Raw genomic sequence first — 20,050 nt, forward strand, 5'->3', positions numbered from 1 at the left:
CTTTTGCGCGCCGTGACGTCAGAGAGGGCAAGCGATGAAGAAAATCGGATTGGCGATTGTCGGCGCGGTGGCTGTGGGCGCCCTGGCTGCGGGATGCACGACGACTAATCCCTGGCCCAAGTCGCGCTCCCAGATCGTGCAGACGGCGCCGAGCTGCGAGGACTTCTCGGTCCAGATCTATTTCGAGAGCCAGTCGGCCAAGCTGACCAACGAGGCGCGCTCGGTGCTCAAGAGCGCCGACGCCCTGGCCACGGGCTGCAAGGTCGCCTCGGTGAGGGTGATCGGCCTGGCCGACGCCGTGGGCGCGCCCGGCGCCAATCTGGCGCTGTCCAAGCAACGGGCCGACGTGGTGATGAAGACGATGGGCAAGATGGGCTACGGCAACGTGGAGTTCGACGTCGGCGCGGCCGGGGACGCGGGCGCGATGACCAGCGACGGCGAGAACCGTCCTCTGCGGCGGCGCACCGACATCCGGTTCGATCTCGACGGAAAGCTGCGCTAGCCAGACCCCACCCCTCGGCTCCCTTGCGGGCATTAAAAAAGGCGGGCCCGATCGGGTCCGCCTCGGAGGGCTGGAAGAGGGGTGCGGAGGCAGCAGGCTGGCTTTCACCAGCCTCAAGTCGGGGGGGCGTCGCCGCCTCCGCAATTCGAAAACGTCGCTTCCCCAAGGCGGTTCCCGCCCGGCGAAACTTTTTTCGCCTTTTCCGCGATTATTTTTCCGACCCGTCGCGTGGACGCCTCACGGTCAAGTCCGAAGGGAACGCCGCCGGGCACGAAACGTTGATTTCCCGAAGGCCGCGTGGCCTTGGACTGGGGAGCTAACGTCGTGATCCGCACCTATCAAGCCGAGCATGGTGGACTGGCCTTCGAAAACGCGCCGACGCGCCGGGAGAAGGCCCGTCGCAACCGCCTGACCGCCTTGGCGGTGATCGCCGCGGTGGCGGCTTCGGCGGGCGTTCTCCAGCATTTCAACGACAACCTGGCGCCCAGCGGTGCGGCGACGCCGTACGCGGGGGCCTATTCCGCCGCCCGATAAGGAGGCCCTCCCATGCCCGCCGATCTCGAACAACATCACCCCGCCGTCAACGCGACCCGCGCCCGCCAGGGCCGCTGGGGCAAGCACGTTTTCTGGGTGCTGATCATCTCGACCGTCTTGGCCGCGGCGGCGCTGTTCGGAGCCTGGGGCCTGCGTTCCGGCGACCTGGCCGGTGTCGAGCACAACAACGGCGCCAAGAGCACGCAGGAAGCCGAACGCTATTCGACCGAGCAGGCGCCGGTGAAGCAGACGCCCGCCGGCTAGCCTGGTTTCGCGACCCCTGACACAGCGCACAAGAAAAAGGCCCCGGTGAGAACCGGGGCCTTGATCGTTTCAGAACCTGACGAGACTTCAGGCGGCCTTCTGGGTCCGGCGCGGGTGGAAGAACAGCGCCTGGCCGATCGCCGCCTTCACCGTTTCGGGCTGGAAGGGCTTGGTGATCAGGAAGGTCGGTTCCGGTCGCTCGCCGGTCAGCAGGCGCTCGGGGAAGGCGGTGATGAAGATCACCGGCACGTCGAGACGAGCCAGGATGTCCTTGACCGCGTCGATGCCCGACGAGCCGTCGGCCAGCTGGATGTCGGCCAGCACCAGGCCGGGCGTGCGACGGGTCACCGCGTCGACCGCCTCGCCGCGGGTGGCGGCGATGTCGATCACGTCATGTCCCAGTTCACGAACCAGGGCTTCGATATCGGCCGCGATCACCGGTTCGTCCTCGATGATCAGGACCTCGGTGGCCAGTTCGGCGTCGATCTCGCTCTGGGCTTCGGCGATCAGGCGCTCGACCTCGGCGAAGTCGCAGTCGAGGATCTGCGAGGCTTCGGTCGGGGTGAAGCCTTCCAGGGCGGTGAGCAGGAACGCCTGGCGCGAGCGCGGCGCGATCCGCATCAGACGCTGCGAGGCGTCATCGGCCGGATTGATCGAGTCGTCGCGGCGCGCTTCGAGCTGGGCGCCCGAGGACAGCCAGATGGCGTGGAAAACGCGATACAAGGCGACGCGCGGCGACAGATTGGCGTCCAGCGACCGCTCGCCGGCCGCCAGGGCCTCGAGCGCGACACGGACATAATGGTCGCCAGTGGTCTGGTCGCCGGTCAGGGCGCGGGCATAGCGACGAACGTAAGGCAAATGCGGCGCCAGCCGGGCAAGAAGACTCATGACCCCTCCCGTGTGAGTGTCTTCGGATACAAAAAAGCCTACGGTGCGGTGAAGCTACGCCGTGCGGCCATCCGAACATAAACGCGACCCCTGGGCGCCGGTTCCATGGCAGGTTCCGAAGTCAGAAGAATTTTGCCATCATATGCCCAAGCTTGTGGAACCCCATAGGGAATCCGACGTTGTCATCCGGCGTACTCTCATTCGGCCAAAGGGGGCGGGCGCTGCGCTTTGTCGGCGTCGAGGACATGATCGAACACGTACCCATGGAAGATCACCGCAAAGGGGCGGCCGCGCTGGATGAAGCGCGGCTCCGTCAGCAGGCTATCGGCGTCAAGCTTCGTCAAATGTTCGACGAGGTCGTGAACGAGCCGGTTCCGGACGAATTTCTAGACATCCTGCGCAGGGCCGAAAAGCCTTCGGGAGAGCGTTGAGCATGAGCGAAGCGCAAGTCGGCCGGTCACCGTTCGATCCGGCCCGTGATGGGACCTTCAAGAAGGAACTCGTCACGCTCATCCCGCATCTGCGGGCCTTCGCCAGAACCCTGACGGGCGATCCCACCGCGGCCGACGACCTGGCGCAGGACGCCATGATGAAGGCCTGGGACGCCCGCGCCAGCTTCCAGCTGGGCACCAACATGAAGGCCTGGACCTTCATGATCCTGCGCAACCAGTTCTATTCGGAAAAGCGCCGGTCCTGGCGTCAGAGCCAGCTCGACCAGGAAGCGGCCGAACGCACCCTGGTGGCGGTCGATGATCCCGAGGCGCCTGTGGCCCTGGACGAGCTGCGGCTCAGTCTGGCCATGCTGCCGCCCGAACAGCGCGAAGCCCTGATCCTGGTCGGAGCCGGCGGCTTCGCCTACGAAGAGGCGGCCGAGATCTGCGGCTGCGCCGTGGGCACGGTGAAGAGCCGGGTGAGCCGGGCGCGGCGAGCCCTGCAGGCGATTCTCGAGGCCGGCGCCTATGACCGCGACGGCGCCGCCGCCGGCGACGCCATGTACGCCATCCTGGCCGACGCGGAGAGACTGAGCACCCTGCGGTGAAGTCTCTTCTAGGGCGAGGCGCCGGGGCGGTCGGGTCCATCCGGGTTCGACTGGCGGGCGCGCTGTTCCTCGCGCTCTTGCCCGTCCTGATCCTCGGCGTCCTGCAATCGGTGTTCGCGTTCAAGGCCGAGGCCGACTCGCGTCGCCAGAGCCTGGAGCTGGCCGCCGGCCGCAGCGCCGCGATCGCCCGCGCCCGCATCGAGGCGGCCGGCGTCCTGCTCCAGACCCTGGGTCCGGGCTCGGTCGGGCTGGAATGCACCCAACGCCTGGACACCGTGAAGCAACGCCTGCCGGGCTACGCCAACCTGATCCGCTTCGACGCCTATGGCCGGGTGTCCTGCGCGGCCGCCACCACGCCGCCCGACGCCACGCGCGCCAATCGCCGCTGGTTCCAGCGCCTGGCCGCCGGATCGCACATGGTCGTGGCCAGCATTCCCGGCGTCGACTACGCCGACGAGCCCGCGGTCCTGACGGCGGTGCGGGCCGAAAAGCGCGACGGCCGCTTCGACGGGGCCATGGCCGCCGTGCTGACCCTGTCGACCATCCAGCCCGAAACCGCCAACCGCTACCTGCCGGGCGGCGCCGAGGTGGCCCTGGCCGATTCCGAGGGCCACGTCTTCGCGGCGACCAACCGGCGGGCGTTCGGCACGCCGTCCACGGCCTGGCGCGACCAGACCATCAAGAACGGCTCGGCCCTGTGGTCGGGGCGCGACGCCGACGATCGCCCCCGCGACTTCTCGGCCGCGCCCCTGGTCGGCGAGGAGGTGTTCGTCATCCTGTCGGCCAAGGCCCCGGGCCTGGCGTCCTGGGCGTGGCTGAACCCGATGCTGCGCCTGCTGGCCCCGCTGCTGGCCTTCGTCCTGGCCTTGGCGGCGGTGGTCTACGCCACTGAACAGGCGGTGATCCGCTGGATCGTCTATCTGCGCCGGGTCGCGGCAATCTACGCCCGGGGGCGGTTCACCGTGCGGCCGCTGCAGGCCGAGCGCGCCCCGCCCGAGATCCGCGAACTGGCCGCCACGCTCGACGACATGGCCGCCGCCATCGTCGCCCGCGACGCCTCGCTGCGCGACAGCCTGGGCGAGAAGGACGCGCTGATGCGCGAGATCCATCACCGGGTGAAGAACAACCTGCAGATCATCTCCAGCCTGCTGAACATGCAGCAACGGGCCCTGACCGATCCCGCCGCCCGCACCGCCCTGAACGACACCCGCCAGCGGATCACCGCCCTGGCCCAGATCTACCGCGCGCTCTACCAGGGCCCGGACCTCAAGCGCGTGGACCTGCGCCCGTTCCTTGAGGAGCTGACCGCCCTGCTGCTGGCCGGCGACATGTCGACCGGCGGGCCGATCCGCACCGAGGTCCACGCCGACCCGCTGGTCATCGATCCCGACCGCCTGGCGCCCCTGGCCCTGTTCGCGGTCGAGGCCATCACCAACGCCCAGAAGCATGCCCTGGCCGAACGCGGCGGCACGCTGACGGTCGAGTTCTTCGTGCGCGGCGAGGAAGCCGAGCTGGCGATCGGCGACGACGGTCCCGGCGCGCCCAAGGGTCCGGTCGAGGGCGTGGGTCGAACCCTGATGACCGCCTTCGCCCGTCAGTTGCGCGGCAAGCTGCTGTTCGACACCTCGCCGGCCGGCGGCCTCCTGGTGCGCCTGATCTTCCCGACGCCATTGGTCCCGCCGGCCGAGCCCGCCATCACCGGAACCTAGCTGCGCCGTCCACGTTCAAGAGGGGCAACACCTAGACGCCCATTTGGGGCGATCACCGGAGAAGACCCATGCGCAAGCTCATCATTCTGGCCGCGATCGCCGCCAGCCTCAGCGTCGCCGCCTGCAACACCGTCGAAGGCGCCGGCAAGGACGTCTCGTCGGTCGGCGGCGCCGTCAGCGACACCGCCAAGGACGCCAAGTAGTCCATTCCGGAGTCCGGTTCGCCGGACCTTCGATCGAGCCCGCCGATTTCCGATCGGCGGGCTTTTTCGTGCCCAGGATTCCGTGAAATCCATCCTAGGTTTTGTTTCAAAGATGCAATTTGAAGACGATCCGGTAAATCCGGGCCATCCTTCGTAACAATCGATTTCACCGGTGGCGCACCGGTTACAAATCTCGCCCCAATCCAGCCCGAACCGATATCCGCCAGCCACGCCGGGGCTTCAGCCTGTGGTCGTCTGTTCCACGGGTGTGATCTCAAATTGCCGCGTCCTTCCTCCGCGCCGATCTTCGTCCATAGCGGCTGGCGATGCTCCAGCACCTACGTCTGGCATCGCTTCCGCGCCCTTCCCGAGGTGATGGCCTATTACGAGCCTTGGCACGAGCAGCTGGCGCGGTTGACGCCGGAGTGGATCGAACGGGAGCGGCCGTCCACCAGCGGTCTGCGCCATCCGAACGAAGGCCTGCCCTACCTGTCAGAATTTTCCGGCCTGCTGCGGCAGGACGGCGGCGTCCACGGTTTCGAGACCCGCCTGGCTCTGGACGACTATTTCCTGCCGGCCGATCACGAGGATCCGGGCCAGGCCGCCTATGTCGAGACCCTGATCGAGGCGGCGCGGCGCGAGGATCGCACACCGGTGCTGGCCTGCTGCCGGACCCTGGGCCGGATCGGTTGGCTGCGGCGGCGGTTCGGCGGCACCCACATCGTGCTGATCCGCGATCCCGTGCAGCAGTGGCGGTCGTTCTATTCGCTGCGCAAGCGGCCCCGGCCGACCTATTTCGAGCTCTGCCAGTACGTGATCCTGTCCGAGACCGCGGGCGGCGAGGCCGGGGCCCGGCGGCTGGGGCTGACGGCGGCCAAGGGCGACCTGTTCGAGCGCATCCAGGCCGTGCGCAAGCGGCTGAAACGCGCGCCGGCCCGCGTGTCGTTCGCCGCCTTCCTGGCCGTCTATGTGCTGTCCTATGTGGCGGCCCTGCCGCGCGCCGACCTGGTTGTCGACGTGGACCGGCTGGGCGCGGACCCTGAATACGCCCGCACCATGGCCACGGCGATCGAGGTGCTGACCGGGGTGAAGCTGGACTTCAGCGACTGCCGCACGCCCGCGCCGCATGCCGGCAGGCTGCCGGTCGACTACCGCAAGGAAGCCGTGGCGATGATCGAGGCCCTGGACCTCTCCGCGACGCTGACGGCGCCGGGACCGGTCCAGACGCTCTATCGCAAGCTGGTCAAGGCGCTGCCCGAGCGCGAGCCCGCGACGGCCTGGGATCGGATGCTGGCGTTCTGGCGCGAGCAAGGCGCGAAGCTGGGAACGGCTCAGGCCTGAACCGGCCTGGAAGCGTCAGGCCGCGGCGCGGGTGAACAGGCCCGATCGTCCGGCGATCGCCCGCACGGCGCCGGTGACGCCCTCCAGGGACTCGCCGCTGCCGACCAGCAGCACGCCGTCGTCCTCCAGCCGGGCCGCCAGGCTTTCGATCACCCGGCCGTGCACGCTGGGATCCAGGCCAGGCAGGACGTTGCGCAGCAGGATGACGTCGAACTTGCCCATCGAGGACAGGTCGGCCAGCAGGTTGATCCGCCGCCAGCGCACGGACTGGCGGATGCGCGGGCTGATCGCCCACATCTCGTCCTGGTTCTCGAAGTGCTTGACCAGCGCACGGATCGGCAGGCCGCGCTGCACCTCGAACTGGGTGTAGAGGCCGCTCTGGGCCTTCTCCAGGCAACGGTCGGAAAGGTCGGAGCCGAAGAATTCGAACCGGGCCCCGGGCGCGATGTCGCGGGACTCTTCGGCGGTCATGGCCAGGGAATAGACCTCCTGGCCGGTCGAGCAGGCGGCGCTCCAGATGCGGATCGGCCGCTTGCGCACTAGCTTCGACAGGGTCGGCAGCAGTTCGTCGCGCAGCTGGGCGAAGACCTCGCGGTCGCGGAAGAACGCGGTCTCGTTCAGGGTCAGGGCCTCGACGACGGCCCAGATCAGGCGGTCCTCGCGATGGGCGCGCAGGGCGGCGATCATCGCCTCGATCGAGTCGAAGCCTTCGCGGCGGGCCAGGGGATTGAGCCGGCTCTCGACCAGATAGGCCTTGTCGCTCTCGATCCGCAGACCGGCGCGCTGGCGGGCCAGGGCGGCCAGCAGGTCCATGTCCTCGGGCGTCACAGCAGGCCCGCCTCGGCGAACTTCGCCGCGATGATGTCGCCGTCGAACGGCTTCATGATGTACTCGTCGGCGCCGGCGTCCAGCGCCTCGCGGATGGCCTCGATCTTGTTCTCGACGGTGCAGAAGACCACGGTCGGGCCTTCGCCGCCCGGTTCCTGGCGCAGGTGGCGCAGGAACTCGATCCCGTTCATCACCGGCATGTTCCAGTCCAGGAGCACGGCGTCGGGCATCGCCGCCCGGCACCAGGCCAGGGCTTCCACGCCATCGGCGGCCTCGGCGATCTCGAAGCCTATGTCTTCCAGGACGCGCCGGGCGACTTTGCGGATCACCCGGCTGTCGTCGACGACGAGACAGGTCTTCACGGCACGCTCCAATACAATCCCCTCACCTTGCGGCGGAGGGAGTTAAGGAGCGGTGACGGTGATCGCGATCTTCGGGGTTTTATCCCCCGGAAAAGTTCAGGCCGGGACCCAGGCCGCCAGGGTGACCTGGTCTTCGCCCAGCTCGACGCCGACCTGTCCGCCGGCCGCGCGGACCAGGGCGGTCAGATAAGCCGCCTGCACCCACGGGCCGCCCAGGCCCTCGGCCAGGGCCTCGCCCTTCAGTCCCGCCAGGACCTCGGGACGAAGACGGGCGCGGGGACCGACGGCGTCGGCGGTGATCGCCACCCGGTCGTCGGCGACCACGGCCCGCAGCGTCGCCTTGCCGCCGGCCGGCAGGGCGCTGGCGGCGATCTGGGCGATGTTGAGGATGGCGCGGGCGCTGGCCTTGTTCATGGTCGACGGCGGGATGGCCCAGTCCATCGTCGGGCGCACATGGGCGAACACGCCCTGGGCCAGCTTTTCCAGCTCGCGGGAGTCGAAGTTCTCGGCCGAGGCCGAGGCGCCGAATGCGACGCGCGTGAACTGAAGCAGGTCGGCCAGCTTGCGGGCGCTGGACGCGATCAGGCTCATGGCGTCCTCGCGCATGTCCTGGGCGGAGGGGTCCTCCAGCAGGTCCAGGCCCGAGACGATGGCGCTGGCCGGGCTGATGAAGTCGTGACAGAGGCGGGCGGCCACCAGGGCGGCGAAGTCGGGGCCATTGACGTTCAGCTCGGGAGCGTCGGTGGCGGGGGTGGGAGCGTCGGCGTCGGTCATGGCGCGATCTTTGGCGTGATTTGGGACTTTGGCAAACGCTGCCAGCGCCGTATCAGGGGCGCGTCATGGATCCGTTTCTCGAGCCGGGCGTCCTCGTGCGCCATCCCGACCAGCCCGACTGGGGTCTGGGCCAGGTGCAGTCGGTGATCGGCCATCGCGTGACCGTCAATTTCGAAGACGCCGGCAAGCAGACGGTGGACGCGACGCGCGTCACCCTGCTGTTCGTCGGCGACGATCCCCGAGGGTCCTAGCCGAAGGCTACGACCCTCAGAACCAAAAGGAAGCAGAGCATGGGCTCGCCCATGCTCTGGAGGTAACTGATGAGCTATGCGAACCTGGCCGACTACGGCCGCGACCTGGCGACGATCGTCGAGGCGGCCGCCGAGGTCATCCTGCCGTTCTGGCGCACCGAGCTGGACGTGGTCCGCAAGGCCGACGAGAGCCCGGTGACCGAGGCCGACAAGGCCGGCGAGCGCCTGATCCTGGCCCGGCTGGTCGAGCGTTTCCCGGAAATCCCGGCGATCTCGGAAGAGCATGCCAGCGAGTTCGGCACGCCCGACGCCATCGGCCCGCGGTTCTTCCTGGTCGATCCGGTGGACGGCACCAAGGCCTTCGTGCGCGGCGATCCCAACTTCACGGTCAATATCGGCCTGATCGACAACGGCGCGCCGGTGGCCGGCGCGATCTGCGCTCCGGCGACGGGCGAGGTCTGGTTCACCAGCGCCGACGGCGTGCTCAAGCGCGAGACCCCGGGCGGCGCGGAGATCAAGGTCGCGGTCCGGGCCTGGCCCGAGGGCCAGGCCCTGGCCCTGGTCAGCCACACCATGAAGGAAGAGCGGGCGGCCGAGCTGGCGGCCCAGTACGGCTTCTCCCTGCGCGCCCCGATGGACAGCTCGATCAAGCTGGTCCGCATTGCCGAGGGCGCGGCCGACATCTATCCGCGCCATGGACCGACCATGGAGTGGGACACCGCCGCCGGTCACGCCATCCTGGTCGCCGCCGGCGGCCGCTTCACCATGCCCGAGGGCGAGGCCTTCACCTACGGCAAGGCCGACCAGGGCTTCCGCAACGGCTGGTTCGTGGCCCGCGGGGCCTAAGGCGCTTCCCGACTGATTGCATCAAGCCGGGAGCTCTAGATTCTTGTTTTTACGCATTTTCTTCACGCGAACCGGTATCCACTTCGCTCGAAAATGCTCTAGGCCGTCCGGTTCAGGGCGCCGCCCAGTTCCGAGGCCATCTGGTCGCTCAGGCCGCGCATGGTCGAGTGCAGGAGCCGGCTCAGCAGCATCTCGCCGCTCGAGGGCGGGACGGGCGCGCCGCTGATCTGGTCGCGCATGAAAAGCAGCGGCTGGCGTCTGGCGGCCGCTTGCAGTTCGCCGGCGGAGAGTTTCGCGTCCCCGTCGCGGTCGGCCGATCGCATCAGGTCGCCGACATCGCTCGGGTCGAGGTTCTGGGCCTTGACCGCCGCCGTCAGTTCGTCGGCCGACAGGGCGCCGTCGCCATCGCTGTCGCCGCGCGTGGACAGGACGCCGGCCGCCTGGCTGGTGCCGGCGAGCCGGATGAGTTGCGGCGCGGCCTTGAGTTTGGTCGCCAGCTCTTCCGCCGACAGCTGCCCGTCCTTGTCGGCGTCGGTCCCGCCGAAATGCTGGGCGTTGACGTCTTCGACCGGGTCCCAGACGCTCGTGCCGTCCACGATCCGGCCCGAGCGGACGGTGGGCGAGGCCACGCCCGCATATTCGTCGGCGGACAAGGTCCCGTCGCCGTCGGTGTCGGCCCGGGCGATCAGCCAGTTGGCCATGCCCGCCTCGTCCTGCACGCCCAGCAGGGTCTGCAGGTTCTTGCCGTCCAGCAGCCTGGAGGCGCCGAATTCGCTGGTGTCCAGCGCGCCGTCGCCATTGCTGTCGAAAGCCGAGACCAGAGCCTGCTTGTCGGCAAGCTTGTCCGGGTCGTTATTGCCGAGCTTGGCGATCTCCTGCGCCGAGACCTTGCCGTCCCGGTCGGCGTCGAAAGCCTTGAACGCCTGGTCCTTGACGGCGGCCAGCATGGCCATGCCGCCTCCATCCAGCGATTTCAGGGTCGTGATGCGGCTTTCGCGTTGGATGCCGCTCGCGCCGATGTCCATGGTCGCCCCTCCTGCTTGCGATCCATGCAGCAAGTTTGGCGCCAGAGGTTGTATTGAGGTCAGGCGTCCTTGTCCGCCAGCGCGCGGCAGAAGGCCGCCGTCTCGTCGTCGGCGGGGAACATGCACTCGACCCGCAGCTCCTCCAGCGTGATGTCGCGCGAGGTGCCGAAGGTGGTCAGGGTCGAGAAGAAGGTCAGGCGCTGGTCGCCCTTGCGGAAGGTCACGGTCAGCAGCGGCAGGGGCGCAGCGCCCAGCTGCCGTCGTTCCCAGCGGGTCGGCACGTCCGGATAGGCCAGCACCTCGTCCAGCAGGGCGCGCGAGGTCTTGTCGGTGGCCGCCTCGTGATGCAGGTGGCTGATCAGGTCGCCGGCCACCTCCTCCCAGTTCTCGACGAAGGGCCGCATGTCGGCCGGGTCGAACACCTGGCGCATGATGTTGCCGTGCGGCTGGACCCCGTCGCGCAGCCAGCCGAACAGCCGCAACAGGCCCTGGTTGGCCATCAGCACATCCCAGTGCCGGTTCACGACGAAGGCGGGGAAGGGCTCCTGCTGGCCCAGGATGAACTCGATGGCCCGTCGCATCAGCGCCATCTGCGGATCCGACAGGGGCGTCTCGCGATAGCCGGGCGCGTAGCCGGCGACGACCAGCAGGGCGTTGCGGTCGCGCATGGGCATGTCCAGCGCCCCGGCCAGCAGGGCGATCAGCTCACGGCTGGGTCGGGCCTTGCCGGTCTCGACATAGCTGAGGTGGCGGGTCGAGATCCCGGCCTCCAGCGCCAGGTCCATCTGGCTCATCCGGCGCGTGCTCCGCCACTGGCGAAGCAGGTCGCCCAGGGGGTGATCGGCCGTGGCGGGGGCGGAGCGGGGCGGCGGCGAGGTCATCGTGTTCATGACCTGACACTAACCGCGCCGGGCATGATCGCCATAACCTCGCAGGTCATGGAGCCGGTGATCGCGCGGTCCTAGTCCTCCAGCAACCGGGACCTTCCGTCCCCGTCATGAGGATCGGACGATGCAAAGACGACAGTTCCTGACCGCCATGAGTCTTCTGGCCGTGGCGGCCGCCGGCTCGGCCCAAGCCGAGGGGGCCTTGCCCCGCGCCGAGGACGACGCCAAGGCCGCGCGCGCCTGGAACGCCGAGCGCCGCTACCTGACCACCAGGTTCGGCGACATCGCCTATGTCGAGCGCGGCGCCGGCCCGGTCGCCCTGTTCCTGCACGGCTTCCCGCTCAACGGGTTCCAATGGCGAGGGGCCTTTGATCGGCTGTCGGGCGAGCGCCGCTGCATCGCGCCGGACTCCCTGGGGCTGGGCTTCACCCGCGTGGCCGCCGGCCAGGGCGTCGCGCCGTTCGACCAGGCCGACATGCTGGCGGTGTTCCTCGATGCCCTCGGGATCGCCTCGGTCGACCTGGTCGCCAGCGACAGCGGCGGGGCCGTGGCCCAGATCTTCGTCACCCGCTTCCCGAACCGGGTCCGCACGATGCTGCTGACCAATTGCGACGTCGAGCCCGACAGCCCGCCGCCGGCCCTGCAGCCAGTCCTGGCCCTGGCCCGCGAGGGGACCTATCCCGACCAATGGCTGGTTCCGTGGTTCCAGGACCCCAAGCTGGCGCGTTCTCCGGAAGGTTTCGGCGGCATGTGCTTCTCCGACCCCAGCCAGCCCACCGACGCGGCGATCCAGATGTATTTCGGTCCGCTGGTCGCCACCCCGGCCAGCAAGGCCCTGGTCAACGCCTACACCCTGGGCCTGGACCCCAATCCCCTGGCCGGGATCGAGGCGTCGCTGCGCGCGTGCAAGGTCCCCACCCGCATCGTCTGGGGCATGGCCGACGACATCTTCGCCAAGGAGAGCCCGGACTATCTGGCCGCCATCCTTCCGAACTCCAGGGGCGTGCGCCGGCTTCCCAAGGCCAAGCTGTTCTGGCCCGAGGAATATCCCGATGTCGTGGCCGAGGAGGCGCGGAAGCTCTGGCGGGCCTAGCGCTTCTTGGGCTTGGCCTTGGCGGGCGCGGTCGTCGGCAAGGCCACGCCCAGCGGAGCCGCGGGCGGCTTGCAGCCCATCCCCAGGCCCACGCCCTTGAGGTAGCCGCGCCGGATCGAGCCGGCCACGATCGCCGCCTGGACCTCGTTGGCGTTCTTCTCGGCGCCGCTGAGCTTGCGGACCCACGAGCGCATCGGCATCAGGCCGTGGACCACGGTCTCGCCGAGTTCGGTGGCCGACATGCCGCTCTTGATCCGGGTGGAGTCGGCGTCGAGGTCCGGCGCCAGCTCGGCGTCGAGCGCGTCGACGGCGTCGAAGATCGTCTTGCAGGTCAGGGGCGAGGGCAGGACGTAGGTCCCGGTCCGGGCGTCGATCAGCACCTGGGGGATCTTGTCCTTGACCACGCCGACGTCCTTGAGCGGCGCGGTGACCACCTTCGAGGCGCCCTCCTCGACCTGCTGGGTCTTGGAGGGCTCGGTCTGGGCCATGGCCGGGGTCGCCAGCAGCAGGGTCGCGATGACGACGAGGGCGGGTTGGGAAATGGGTCGCATGAACAGCCTCCGAACACGGAAAACAGTCTGAGCGCCAAACCGCTGCAAGCCGAAGTCGTTTTTTATCGGGGAAGTTGCGTCCGCGCCCTTGGCGGACCCGGGGCGCCTCGGCGTCGCCGAACCGGGCGCCGGAAATGGAAACGGCCGCTCCCTTTAGGGAAGCGGCCGTCTTGGTGGAGCTTAGCGGAGTCGAACCGCTGACCTCTTGCATGCCATGCAAGCGCTCTACCAGCTGAGCTAAAGCCCCAAGGTTCAAAGATTTCCGAGTGGGGAAACCTAGAATTCCTCAGTGTCTCCGGCGGTTCCGAGTGGGTGGCCCCCGAAGAGGCGCGGAACCTATGCCGGGAGGATTTTTGGATCAACCCTCCCGGCACACTTTTTTGGAAAATTTTTCGGACCGTTGTTCGATCAATTTTCCGACAGGCGCAGGTGACGTTTAGTCGTCGTCGTCCGCGCCCGGCAGGCCTTCGATTTCGTCCTCCAGGACGTCCTCGTCGTCTTCGTCCTCGAGGAACGGAACGTCGTCGGCTTCGTCCTCGGCGAGATCCTCGTCTTCCGAGAAGTCGACGCCCAGGTCGTCGGCGGCCGGGGCCGGGGCGACGGTCGGGTCGCTGTCGTCGTCGTCGGGCTCGACGACTTCCTCGGCGGCTTCGTCGATTTCCGGGGTCTCATCGACCTCGTCCTCGTAGCCGTCCTCCTCCTTGGGAGGGGGAGCGGGCTTCTCGTCCTCGGCGTCGTAGTCCGGGGTGACGGCGCGAGCACGGACGCGGCGCGACTTCAGCGCCTCTTCGGGATCGAACGACTCGCCGCACTTCGGACAAACGGCCGGGCGGCGGCCCAGGTCGTAGAATTTCGATTGGCAGTTGGGGCAAATTTGTTTTGCGCCCAGTTCGGGATTGGCCAAGTTGGCGACCCTTTGATCCAGATGGGGAAAGCGGCGGGTCACTTGCCATGGCCGGGGGCCGCTGTCAAAAGCAATCCCCTCGTGAAAAGCGCGTGATACGGAGGCCGGTGGCGGCATGACGGCGGCTGGATTGAAGAGCACCCCCGGTGGGCCCCTCCGCGGGACGGTTCGCGCGCCGGGCGACAAGTCGATTTCCCACCGTTCGATGATCCTCGGCGCGCTGGCTTCGGGGACCACCACGGTCGAGGGTTTGCTGGAGGGCGCCGACGTTCTGGCGACCGCCCAGGCCATGCGCAGCTTCGGCGCGCGGGTCGAACAGGAAGGCGGCGGCCGCTGGCGGATCGAGGGCCAGGGCGGCTTCGTCGAGCCCTCCGACGTGGTCGACTGCGGCAACGCCGGCACCGGCGTGCGGCTGATCATGGGCGCGGCCGCGGGTTTCGCGCTGTGCGCCACCTTCACCGGCGACAATTCCCTGCGCGGCCGGCCGATGAGCCGGGTGCTGGATCCGCTGGCCCGGATGGGCGCCACCTGGCTGGGCCGCGACAAGGGCCGCCTGCCGCTGACCCTGAAGGGCGGCAATCTGCGTGGCCTGTCCTACAAGCTGCCGATGGCCTCGGCCCAGGTGAAGTCGGCCGTGCTGCTGGCCGGCCTGCACGCCGAGGGCGGGGTCGAGGTGATCGAGCCGGAAGCCACCCGCGACCATACCGAGCGCATGCTGCGCGCCTTCGGCGCCGAGGTGATCGTCGAGGACAAAGACGGCGTGCGGCATATCCGCCTGCCCGCCGGCCAGAAGCTGACCGGGACCCACGTGGCCGTGCCGGGCGACCCGTCGTCGGCGGCCTTCCCGCTGGTGGCCGGCCTGATCGTCCCCGGTTCGGAAGTGACGGTCGAGGGCGTGATGCTCAACGAACTGCGCACGGGCCTGTTCACCACCCTGCAGGAGATGGGCGCGGACCTGACGATCTCGAACGTTCGCGAGAGCAGCGGCGAGCAGGTCGGCGACATCACCGCCCGCCATTCGCCCGCCATGAAGGGCGTCGTCGTGCCGCCTGAGCGCGCCCCGGCTATGATCGACGAATATCCGATCCTGGCCGTCGCGGCCGCCTTCGCTTCTGGCGAGACGATCATGCGCGGCGTCGGCGAGATGCGCGTCAAGGAAAGCGACCGCATCGCCCTGACTGCCGCCGGCCTGGAAGCCTGCGGCGTCGACGTCGAGGAGGAGCCCGAGGGCTTCATCGTCCGGGGAACGGGCCAGGCGCCGCGTGGCGGGGCCATGGTCGAGACCCACGGCGACCACCGGATCGCCATGAGCCACCTGATCCTGGGCATGGCCGCCCAGTCGCCGGTGTCGATCGACGAGCCCGGCATGATCGCCACCAGCTTCCCCGGCTTCGCCGACATGATGCGCGGCCTGGGCGGGACGATCGGGGAGGCCTGACCATGGCTTTCGTCATCGCCGTCGACGGTCCCGCCGCCTCGGGCAAGGGCACGGTCGCCGGCCGCCTGGCCAGGCTCTACGACTATCCGATGCTGGACACCGGCCTGCTCTATCGGGCGGTGGGCGTGCGCCTGCTGAACGCCGACGGCGACCTGGACGACGCGACCGGCGCCGAGGCCGCGGCGCGCGGCCTGGAACTGGCCGAGCTGGAGATGCCCGAGGTCCGGACCCGCCAGGCCGGCGAAGCCGCCAGCCGGGTGGCCGTGCATCCAGGCGTCCGCGCGGCCCTGTTCGACCTGCAGCGTAATTTCGCCGGCCGCGAGCCCGGCAGCGTCATCGACGGCCGCGACATCGGCACGGTCATCGCCCCCGAAGCGCCGGCCAAGCTGTTCGTGACCGCCACCCCCGAGGTCCGCGCCGACCGCCGCTGGAAGCAGCTGGTCGGCCAGGGCGAGGCCGTGACCTTCGACGAGATCCTGGCCGACATCAGGAAACGCGACGAACGCGACGGCGGCCGGGCCAGCGCGCCGATGACGCAGGCCCCGGACGCCGTCTTGCTTGATACGTCGGAAATGACTATAGAGCAGGCCTTCGATGCGGCTCGCCGCATTGTCGAGACGGCGCGCGCCCGGTCGGGAAACCTCCCGGGCTAATCCACCGCCCGCCTCGCCGCCGCTTTGGAAGCGCCGGACCGCACGAGAAAACTCACATCATCCGGAATCCCGAGAACCGTCATCCGACGGCCGCTCACCGCAGGGCTTCCCACAACACGAGACTAAACATCAGCATGGCTGACGATATGAGCTTCAACCCGACGCGCGACGATTTCGAAGCGCTGCTGAACGATTCCATGGGCGGCCGCGACTTCCAGGAAGGCACCGTCGTCAAGGGCATCGTTGTCGGGATCGAGAAGGACTTCGCGATCATCGACGTCGGTCTGAAGACCGAAGGCCGCGTTCCCCAGAAGGAATTCGGCGTCGACGAAACCGGCAAGCCCACCATCAAGGTCGGCGACTCGGTCGAAGTCTTCCTGGAACGCCTGGAAAACGCCCTGGGCGAAGCGGTCATCAGCCGCGAAAAGGCCAAGCGCGAAGAAGCCTGGACCCGTCTGGAAGGCGTCTACGCCAAGAACGAACCCGTGCTCGGCGCCATCGTCGGTCGCGTCAAGGGCGGCTTCACCGTCGACCTGGGCGGCGCCTCGGCGTTCCTGCCCGGCTCGCAAGTCGACATCCGCCCGGTGCGCGACGTCGGCCCGCTCATGGGCAAGGAACAGCCCTTCGCCATCCTCAAGATGGACCGTCCGCGCGGCAACATCGTCGTCTCGCGTCGCGCCATCCTGGAAGAAGCCCGCGCCGAGCAGCGCACCGAACTGGTGTCGCAGCTGCAAGAGGGTGAAATCCGCGAAGGCGTCGTCAAGAACATCACCGACTACGGTGCGTTCGTCGACCTGGGCGGCATCGACGGCCTGCTGCACGTCACCGACATGAGCTGGAAGCGCGTCAACCACCCGAGCCAAGTGCTCGCCGTGGGCGACACCGTGAAGGTCCAGATCGTCAAGATCAACCCGGACACCCAGCGCATCAGCCTCGGCATGAAGCAGCTGCAGTCGGATCCGTGGGACGGCGTTGAAGCCAAGTACCCGGTCGGCGCCAAGTTCACGGGCCGCATCACCAACATCACCGACTACGGCGCCTTCGTGGAGCTGGAAGCCGGCGTCGAAGGCCTGGTGCACGTCTCGGAAATGTCGTGGACCAAGAAGAACGTCCACCCCGGCAAGATCGTCTCGACCTCGCAAGAAGTCGACGTCGTCGTGCTGGACGTCGATCCGTCCAAGCGCCGCGTTTCGCTGGGCCTGAAGCAGGCCCTGGCCAACCCGTGGGATTCCTTCCTGGAAACCCATCCGGTCGGCTCGACCGTCGAAGGCGAAGTCAAGAACGCGACCGAATTCGGTCTGTTCATCGGCCTCGACAACGACATCGACGGCATGGTGCACCTGTCGGACATCGACTGGAGCGCGTCGGGCGAAGAAGCCATGGCTCGCTACAAGAAGGGCGACATCGTCAAGGCGAAGGTCCTGGACGTCGACGTCGAGAAGGAACGCATCTCGCTGGGCATCAAGCAGCTGGGCGGCGATCCGATGTCGGGCGACACCTACCGCAAGAACCAGACCGTGACCGTCACGGTGACGGAAGTCACCACCGGCGGCATCGAAGTGCGCTTCGGTGAAGACGACGCCCTGATGACCGCCTTCATCCGCAAGTCGGACCTGTCGCGCGACCGTCAGGAACAGCGCCCCGAGCGCTTCGCCGTGGGTGACCGCGTCGACGCTCAGATCACCAACATCGACAAGGCGGCTCGCCGCGTTTCGATGTCGATCAAGTCGCTGGAAATGGCCGAAGAGAAGGAAGCCATCGAGCAGTTCGGCTCGTCGGACTCCGGCGCTTCGCTGGGCGACATCCTCGGCGCGGCCCTGCGCGAGCGGGCCACCAAGGACTAAGCCTTCGCCTTACCGCGAAAGCAGAATGGGAACGGCGGCCGGAGCGATCCGGCCGCCGTTTTCTTTTGTCCGGAAGCTTGCTACGACTGCCTAAGGTTGTGGCTTGGCGCCTGTGCGCCGCGTGGCTTCTGGGGGCGTTCGCGTGCTGAAATCCTTGGCGGCCGCGGCCGCGATCCTCGCCTGGAGCGCGTTCGGCGCGAACCTGGCCAGAGCCGACGACAAGCCGACTTACGCCCCGCCCGCCAAATGGGTTCAGCTGGCCCCGATCCCCGCCGCGCCCGACGACGGCCAGCCGCCGCCCGCCGTCCAGATGCTGCTGGACGACAACCAGGCCCTCGCCGATCCCCAGGGCTTCACCTACTACAACCGCCGTGTCGTGCGGATCGCCAAGCCCGAGGGGCTGGCGGGCTCGGGCTCGCGGTCGATGACTTGGGACCCCGCGCGCGAGAAGCTCACCCTGCACGGCCTGAGCATCGTGCGGAACGGCCAGACGATCGACCTGCTCAAGGGCGGCAAGGACGTCCTGGTCTTGCGGCGCGAGAAGAACATGGAGCGGGCCATGCTGGACGGGCGGATGACCGCCAGCCTCCAGCTCAACGACTTGCAGGTCGGCGACGTGGTCGACTGGTCCTATAGCCTGCAGCACAACGAGCCGCTGTTCGGCGGCCGCGCCAACGATTCCGAGCGCATGGGCTGGGCGGGCGCTGCGGCGCGCTATCGGGTGCGCCTGCTGTGGCCAGACGGCGTCCCGATGGCCTGGAAGGCGACGGCGGGCTTTCCGGAGCCCAAGGTCTCGATCAGCGGCAAGACCCACGAACTGCTGGTCGACGTCGCCAATGTCACCGCGCCCAGGCCGCCGGTCGGCGCGCCGGCCCGGTTCCAGCGCGTGGGCCAGCTGGAGGCCTCGACCTTCCGCGACTGGAACGAGATCTCGGCCCGGATGGCGCCGCTGTTCACCGAGGCCTCGACCCTGGCCGCCGACTCGCCGCTGAAGGCCGAGGCCGCGAAGATCGCCGCCGCCAGCCAGGATCCCAAGGTCCGCGCCTTCGCCGCCCTGCTGGTCGAGGACAAGACCCGCTATCTGTTCCTGGGCATGGGCGAGGGCGGCTATCGCCCCACGCCGGCCGACGAGACCTGGTCGCGGCGGTTCGGCGACTGCAAGGCCAAGACGGTGCTGCTGCTGGCCCTGCTGCGCGAGCTGGGCGTCCAGGCCGAGCCGGTCCTTGTGGCCACGGCGGGCGGCGACGGCCTCGATCTCCGCGTTCCCGCCGCCGCCCAGTTCAATCACGTCCTGGTGCGCGCCCACATCGACGGCGCCGACTACTGGCTGGACGGCACGCGCACCGGTGATCGGGGCGGGCTGGCGACCCTGCGTCCGCCCGGCTACCGCTGGGGCCTGCCGATCCAGGCGGGCGGGGCCGGCCTGGTCGAGATCGTGCAGCCGACGCTGACGCTTCCGGACAGCGAGGTCGTCCTGCGCATCGACGCCTCGGCGGGCCTGGATGCGCCGGCCCCCACGCGGATGACCACCACCGTGCGGGGCGAGGGCGCGCGCGCCATCGGCCGGATGACCGAGGCCGCCAGCCGCGCCGACATCGAGCGCGCGCTCAAGCAGAGCTTTTCCTCGAGCCTCAGCTGGATCGATTTCAAGACCGTCGACTGGTCGCGCGCCGACGACGGGACCATGACCGTGACCCTGGCGGGCGACGCGACCCTGGATTGGCGGCTCAACGACGATCTGGGGATGCGGGAGTTCCAGATCCCCGGCACGGGAGACGGTCAGGCCAAGGCCCTGCCGCGTCGCCAGCCGGGGCCCGACAGCGACGCGCCCTACGCCGTGGCCTATCCGACCTTTTCAAAGGGCGTGTTCGAAATCGTCCTGCCGAACGCCGGCAAGGGGTTCAGCATCAAGGGGCCGAACGCCGAGGCGGTGATCGGCGGCGCCCGGAGCGTCCAGGCCAGCACGTTGTCCGGCGGCATCGCGCGTTTCGAGCGTGAGACGGTCAGTCAAGCCCGCGAAATCCCGTTCGCGGCGGTGGAAGAGACCAACCGGCAGCTGCGCAACGCCGCGGCGGAAGCCAAGATCGTCCGGGCGCCGAAGGGTCTTTGAGGTC

General features: G+C 68.6%; 23 protein-coding genes and 1 tRNA gene. 15 read left to right on the top strand and 9 right to left on the bottom strand.

The genetic code is table 11. The features are described 5' to 3' along the window. The first annotated feature begins 34 nt into the window (after window positions 1-34). From AC1DMQ_RS18575 to AC1DMQ_RS18585, 3 genes are all read left to right on the top strand, one after another. Window positions 35-502, top strand: coding sequence for an OmpA family protein (locus AC1DMQ_RS18575; protein ID WP_477035040.1), 468 nt, complete (start codon window positions 35-37; stop codon window positions 500-502). 324 nt (window positions 503-826) lie between these two features. Further along, window positions 827-1,036: a hypothetical protein gene (locus tag AC1DMQ_RS18580; protein WP_477035041.1), complete on the top strand. Its 210-nt coding sequence runs from the start codon at window positions 827-829 to the stop codon at window positions 1,034-1,036. 12 nt (window positions 1,037-1,048) lie between these two features. Next, a complete protein-coding gene (locus AC1DMQ_RS18585; RefSeq protein ID WP_477035042.1) occupies window positions 1,049-1,300 on the top strand; it encodes a hypothetical protein in 252 nt (83 codons plus the stop codon). An 87-nt stretch (window positions 1,301-1,387) separates the two neighbouring features. Here AC1DMQ_RS18585 and phyR read toward each other — a convergent pair whose 3' ends face one another. Then, a complete protein-coding gene (phyR, locus tag AC1DMQ_RS18590; RefSeq protein ID WP_477035043.1) occupies window positions 1,388-2,188 on the bottom strand; it encodes an anti-anti sigma factor/receiver protein PhyR in 801 nt (266 codons plus the stop codon). Between the two features lie 245 nt (window positions 2,189-2,433). Here phyR and nepR point away from each other — a divergent pair, with 245 nt between their 5' ends. The 5 genes from nepR to AC1DMQ_RS18615 all read left to right on the top strand — a co-directional run bounded on the left by nepR (window position 2,434) and on the right by AC1DMQ_RS18615 (window position 6,480). Then, window positions 2,434-2,619, top strand: a complete 186-nt coding sequence (gene nepR, locus AC1DMQ_RS18595; protein ID WP_477035106.1) for an anti-sigma T factor NepR — start codon at window positions 2,434-2,436, stop codon at window positions 2,617-2,619. 2 nt (window positions 2,620-2,621) lie between these two features. Then, window positions 2,622-3,227 carry a sigma-70 family RNA polymerase sigma factor gene (locus AC1DMQ_RS18600; RefSeq protein WP_028040105.1) on the top strand — a complete coding sequence of 202 codons (606 nt, stop codon included), beginning with the start codon at window positions 2,622-2,624 and terminating at the stop codon, window positions 3,225-3,227. Continuing rightward, a complete protein-coding gene (phyK, locus tag AC1DMQ_RS18605) occupies window positions 3,224-4,936 on the top strand; it encodes a sensor histidine kinase PhyK (RefSeq protein WP_477035044.1) in 1,713 nt (570 codons plus the stop codon). The genes AC1DMQ_RS18600 and phyK overlap by 4 nt, the downstream gene beginning before the upstream one ends. Before the next feature lie 68 nt (window positions 4,937-5,004). Then, on the top strand, window positions 5,005-5,139 hold the full coding sequence (locus tag AC1DMQ_RS18610; RefSeq protein ID WP_422182087.1) for an entericidin A/B family lipoprotein: 135 nt from the start codon (window positions 5,005-5,007) through the stop codon (window positions 5,137-5,139). Between the two features lie 279 nt (window positions 5,140-5,418). Next, a complete protein-coding gene (locus AC1DMQ_RS18615) occupies window positions 5,419-6,480 on the top strand; it encodes a hypothetical protein (protein ID WP_477035045.1) in 1,062 nt (353 codons plus the stop codon). A 15-nt stretch (window positions 6,481-6,495) separates the two neighbouring features. Here AC1DMQ_RS18615 and AC1DMQ_RS18620 read toward each other — a convergent pair whose 3' ends face one another. From AC1DMQ_RS18620 to chpT, 3 genes are all read right to left on the bottom strand, one after another. Continuing rightward, complete coding sequence (locus AC1DMQ_RS18620) at window positions 6,496-7,308, bottom strand: CheR family methyltransferase (protein ID WP_477035046.1); 813 nt, start codon at window positions 7,306-7,308, stop codon at window positions 6,496-6,498. Beyond that, window positions 7,305-7,682 (bottom strand): response regulator, encoded by a 378-nt coding sequence (locus AC1DMQ_RS18625; protein ID WP_477035047.1) that lies wholly within the window; start codon window positions 7,680-7,682, stop codon window positions 7,305-7,307. The genes AC1DMQ_RS18620 and AC1DMQ_RS18625 overlap by 4 nt, the downstream gene beginning before the upstream one ends. An 84-nt stretch (window positions 7,683-7,766) precedes the next feature. Then, window positions 7,767-8,444, bottom strand: coding sequence for a histidine phosphotransferase ChpT (gene chpT, locus AC1DMQ_RS18630; RefSeq protein WP_477035048.1), 678 nt, complete (start codon window positions 8,442-8,444; stop codon window positions 7,767-7,769). A gap of 65 nt (window positions 8,445-8,509) precedes the next feature. Between chpT and AC1DMQ_RS18635 the strand changes: the two genes are divergently transcribed. After that, on the top strand, window positions 8,510-8,695 hold the full coding sequence (locus AC1DMQ_RS18635) for a DUF3553 domain-containing protein (protein WP_035080297.1): 186 nt from the start codon (window positions 8,510-8,512) through the stop codon (window positions 8,693-8,695). 69 nt (window positions 8,696-8,764) lie between these two features. Further along, window positions 8,765-9,541, top strand: coding sequence for a 3'(2'),5'-bisphosphate nucleotidase CysQ (cysQ, locus tag AC1DMQ_RS18640; protein ID WP_477035049.1), 777 nt, complete (start codon window positions 8,765-8,767; stop codon window positions 9,539-9,541). 98 nt (window positions 9,542-9,639) lie between these two features. Here cysQ and AC1DMQ_RS18645 read toward each other — a convergent pair whose 3' ends face one another. Together AC1DMQ_RS18645 and AC1DMQ_RS18650 are read right to left on the bottom strand one after the other, a co-directional pair. Beyond that, entirely contained in the window at window positions 9,640-10,566 is a 927-nt protein-coding gene (locus tag AC1DMQ_RS18645) for an EF-hand domain-containing protein (RefSeq protein WP_477035050.1), read from the bottom strand. A 59-nt stretch (window positions 10,567-10,625) separates the two neighbouring features. Continuing rightward, on the bottom strand, window positions 10,626-11,456 hold the full coding sequence (locus AC1DMQ_RS18650; RefSeq protein WP_477035051.1) for a helix-turn-helix domain-containing protein: 831 nt from the start codon (window positions 11,454-11,456) through the stop codon (window positions 10,626-10,628). A 121-nt stretch (window positions 11,457-11,577) separates the two neighbouring features. Here AC1DMQ_RS18650 and AC1DMQ_RS18655 point away from each other — a divergent pair, with 121 nt between their 5' ends. Beyond that, window positions 11,578-12,546: an alpha/beta fold hydrolase gene (locus AC1DMQ_RS18655; protein ID WP_477035052.1), complete on the top strand. Its 969-nt coding sequence runs from the start codon at window positions 11,578-11,580 to the stop codon at window positions 12,544-12,546. Here AC1DMQ_RS18655 and AC1DMQ_RS18660 read toward each other — a convergent pair. From AC1DMQ_RS18660 to AC1DMQ_RS18670, 3 genes are all read right to left on the bottom strand, one after another. Then, on the bottom strand, window positions 12,543-13,097 hold the full coding sequence (locus tag AC1DMQ_RS18660; RefSeq protein ID WP_477035053.1) for a hypothetical protein: 555 nt from the start codon (window positions 13,095-13,097) through the stop codon (window positions 12,543-12,545). The two genes, AC1DMQ_RS18655 and AC1DMQ_RS18660, sit on opposite strands and share 4 nt — an antisense overlap. Before the next feature lie 171 nt (window positions 13,098-13,268). Continuing rightward, a tRNA-Ala gene (locus tag AC1DMQ_RS18665) sits at window positions 13,269-13,344 on the bottom strand. A gap of 189 nt (window positions 13,345-13,533) precedes the next feature. Then, the gene (locus AC1DMQ_RS18670; RefSeq protein WP_477035054.1) at window positions 13,534-14,001 is read right to left on the bottom strand and encodes a TIGR02300 family protein; all 468 of its coding nucleotides are present in this window, start codon (window positions 13,999-14,001) and stop codon (window positions 13,534-13,536) included. Between the two features lie 115 nt (window positions 14,002-14,116). Between AC1DMQ_RS18670 and aroA the strand changes: the two genes are divergently transcribed. From aroA to AC1DMQ_RS18690, 4 genes are all read left to right on the top strand, one after another. Next, window positions 14,117-15,439 carry a 3-phosphoshikimate 1-carboxyvinyltransferase gene (aroA, locus tag AC1DMQ_RS18675; RefSeq protein WP_477035055.1) on the top strand — a complete coding sequence of 441 codons (1,323 nt, stop codon included), beginning with the start codon at window positions 14,117-14,119 and terminating at the stop codon, window positions 15,437-15,439. 2 nt (window positions 15,440-15,441) lie between these two features. Continuing rightward, window positions 15,442-16,092 carry a (d)CMP kinase gene (gene cmk, locus AC1DMQ_RS18680; RefSeq protein WP_477035056.1) on the top strand — a complete coding sequence of 217 codons (651 nt, stop codon included), beginning with the start codon at window positions 15,442-15,444 and terminating at the stop codon, window positions 16,090-16,092. 134 nt (window positions 16,093-16,226) lie between these two features. After that, a complete protein-coding gene (rpsA, locus tag AC1DMQ_RS18685; RefSeq protein WP_477035057.1) occupies window positions 16,227-17,936 on the top strand; it encodes a 30S ribosomal protein S1 in 1,710 nt (569 codons plus the stop codon). 142 nt (window positions 17,937-18,078) lie between these two features. Further along, on the top strand, window positions 18,079-20,046 hold the full coding sequence (locus tag AC1DMQ_RS18690; RefSeq protein WP_477035058.1) for a DUF3857 domain-containing protein: 1,968 nt from the start codon (window positions 18,079-18,081) through the stop codon (window positions 20,044-20,046). The last annotated feature ends 4 nt before the right edge of the window (window positions 20,047-20,050 follow it).

The organism is Caulobacter sp. 05L422 (assembly GCF_056397765.1).

What these genes read in the sequence shown, in the direction of transcription:
- aroA (WP_477035055.1), top strand. Translation starts at nt 14,117, where the DNA reads ATGACGGCGGCTGGATTGAAGAGCACCCCCGGTGGGCCCCTCCGCGGG.
- cysQ (WP_477035049.1), top strand. Translation starts at nt 8,765, where the DNA reads ATGAGCTATGCGAACCTGGCCGACTACGGCCGCGACCTGGCGACGATC.
- AC1DMQ_RS18650 (WP_477035051.1), bottom strand. Translation starts at nt 11,456, where the DNA reads ATGAACACGATGACCTCGCCGCCGCCCCGCTCCGCCCCCGCCACGGCC.
- AC1DMQ_RS18635 (WP_035080297.1), top strand. Translation starts at nt 8,510, where the DNA reads ATGGATCCGTTTCTCGAGCCGGGCGTCCTCGTGCGCCATCCCGACCAG.
- AC1DMQ_RS18655 (WP_477035052.1), top strand. Translation starts at nt 11,578, where the DNA reads ATGCAAAGACGACAGTTCCTGACCGCCATGAGTCTTCTGGCCGTGGCG.
- AC1DMQ_RS18575 (WP_477035040.1), top strand. Translation starts at nt 35, where the DNA reads ATGAAGAAAATCGGATTGGCGATTGTCGGCGCGGTGGCTGTGGGCGCC.
- rpsA (WP_477035057.1), top strand. Translation starts at nt 16,227, where the DNA reads ATGGCTGACGATATGAGCTTCAACCCGACGCGCGACGATTTCGAAGCG.
- cmk (WP_477035056.1), top strand. Translation starts at nt 15,442, where the DNA reads ATGGCTTTCGTCATCGCCGTCGACGGTCCCGCCGCCTCGGGCAAGGGC.
- AC1DMQ_RS18600 (WP_028040105.1), top strand. Translation starts at nt 2,622, where the DNA reads ATGAGCGAAGCGCAAGTCGGCCGGTCACCGTTCGATCCGGCCCGTGAT.
- AC1DMQ_RS18660 (WP_477035053.1), bottom strand. Translation starts at nt 13,097, where the DNA reads ATGCGACCCATTTCCCAACCCGCCCTCGTCGTCATCGCGACCCTGCTG.
- AC1DMQ_RS18585 (WP_477035042.1), top strand. Translation starts at nt 1,049, where the DNA reads ATGCCCGCCGATCTCGAACAACATCACCCCGCCGTCAACGCGACCCGC.
- AC1DMQ_RS18610 (WP_422182087.1), top strand. Translation starts at nt 5,005, where the DNA reads ATGCGCAAGCTCATCATTCTGGCCGCGATCGCCGCCAGCCTCAGCGTC.
- chpT (WP_477035048.1), bottom strand. Translation starts at nt 8,444, where the DNA reads ATGACCGACGCCGACGCTCCCACCCCCGCCACCGACGCTCCCGAGCTG.
- phyR (WP_477035043.1), bottom strand. Translation starts at nt 2,188, where the DNA reads ATGAGTCTTCTTGCCCGGCTGGCGCCGCATTTGCCTTACGTTCGTCGC.
- nepR (WP_477035106.1), top strand. Translation starts at nt 2,434, where the DNA reads ATGATCGAACACGTACCCATGGAAGATCACCGCAAAGGGGCGGCCGCG.
- AC1DMQ_RS18645 (WP_477035050.1), bottom strand. Translation starts at nt 10,566, where the DNA reads ATGGACATCGGCGCGAGCGGCATCCAACGCGAAAGCCGCATCACGACC.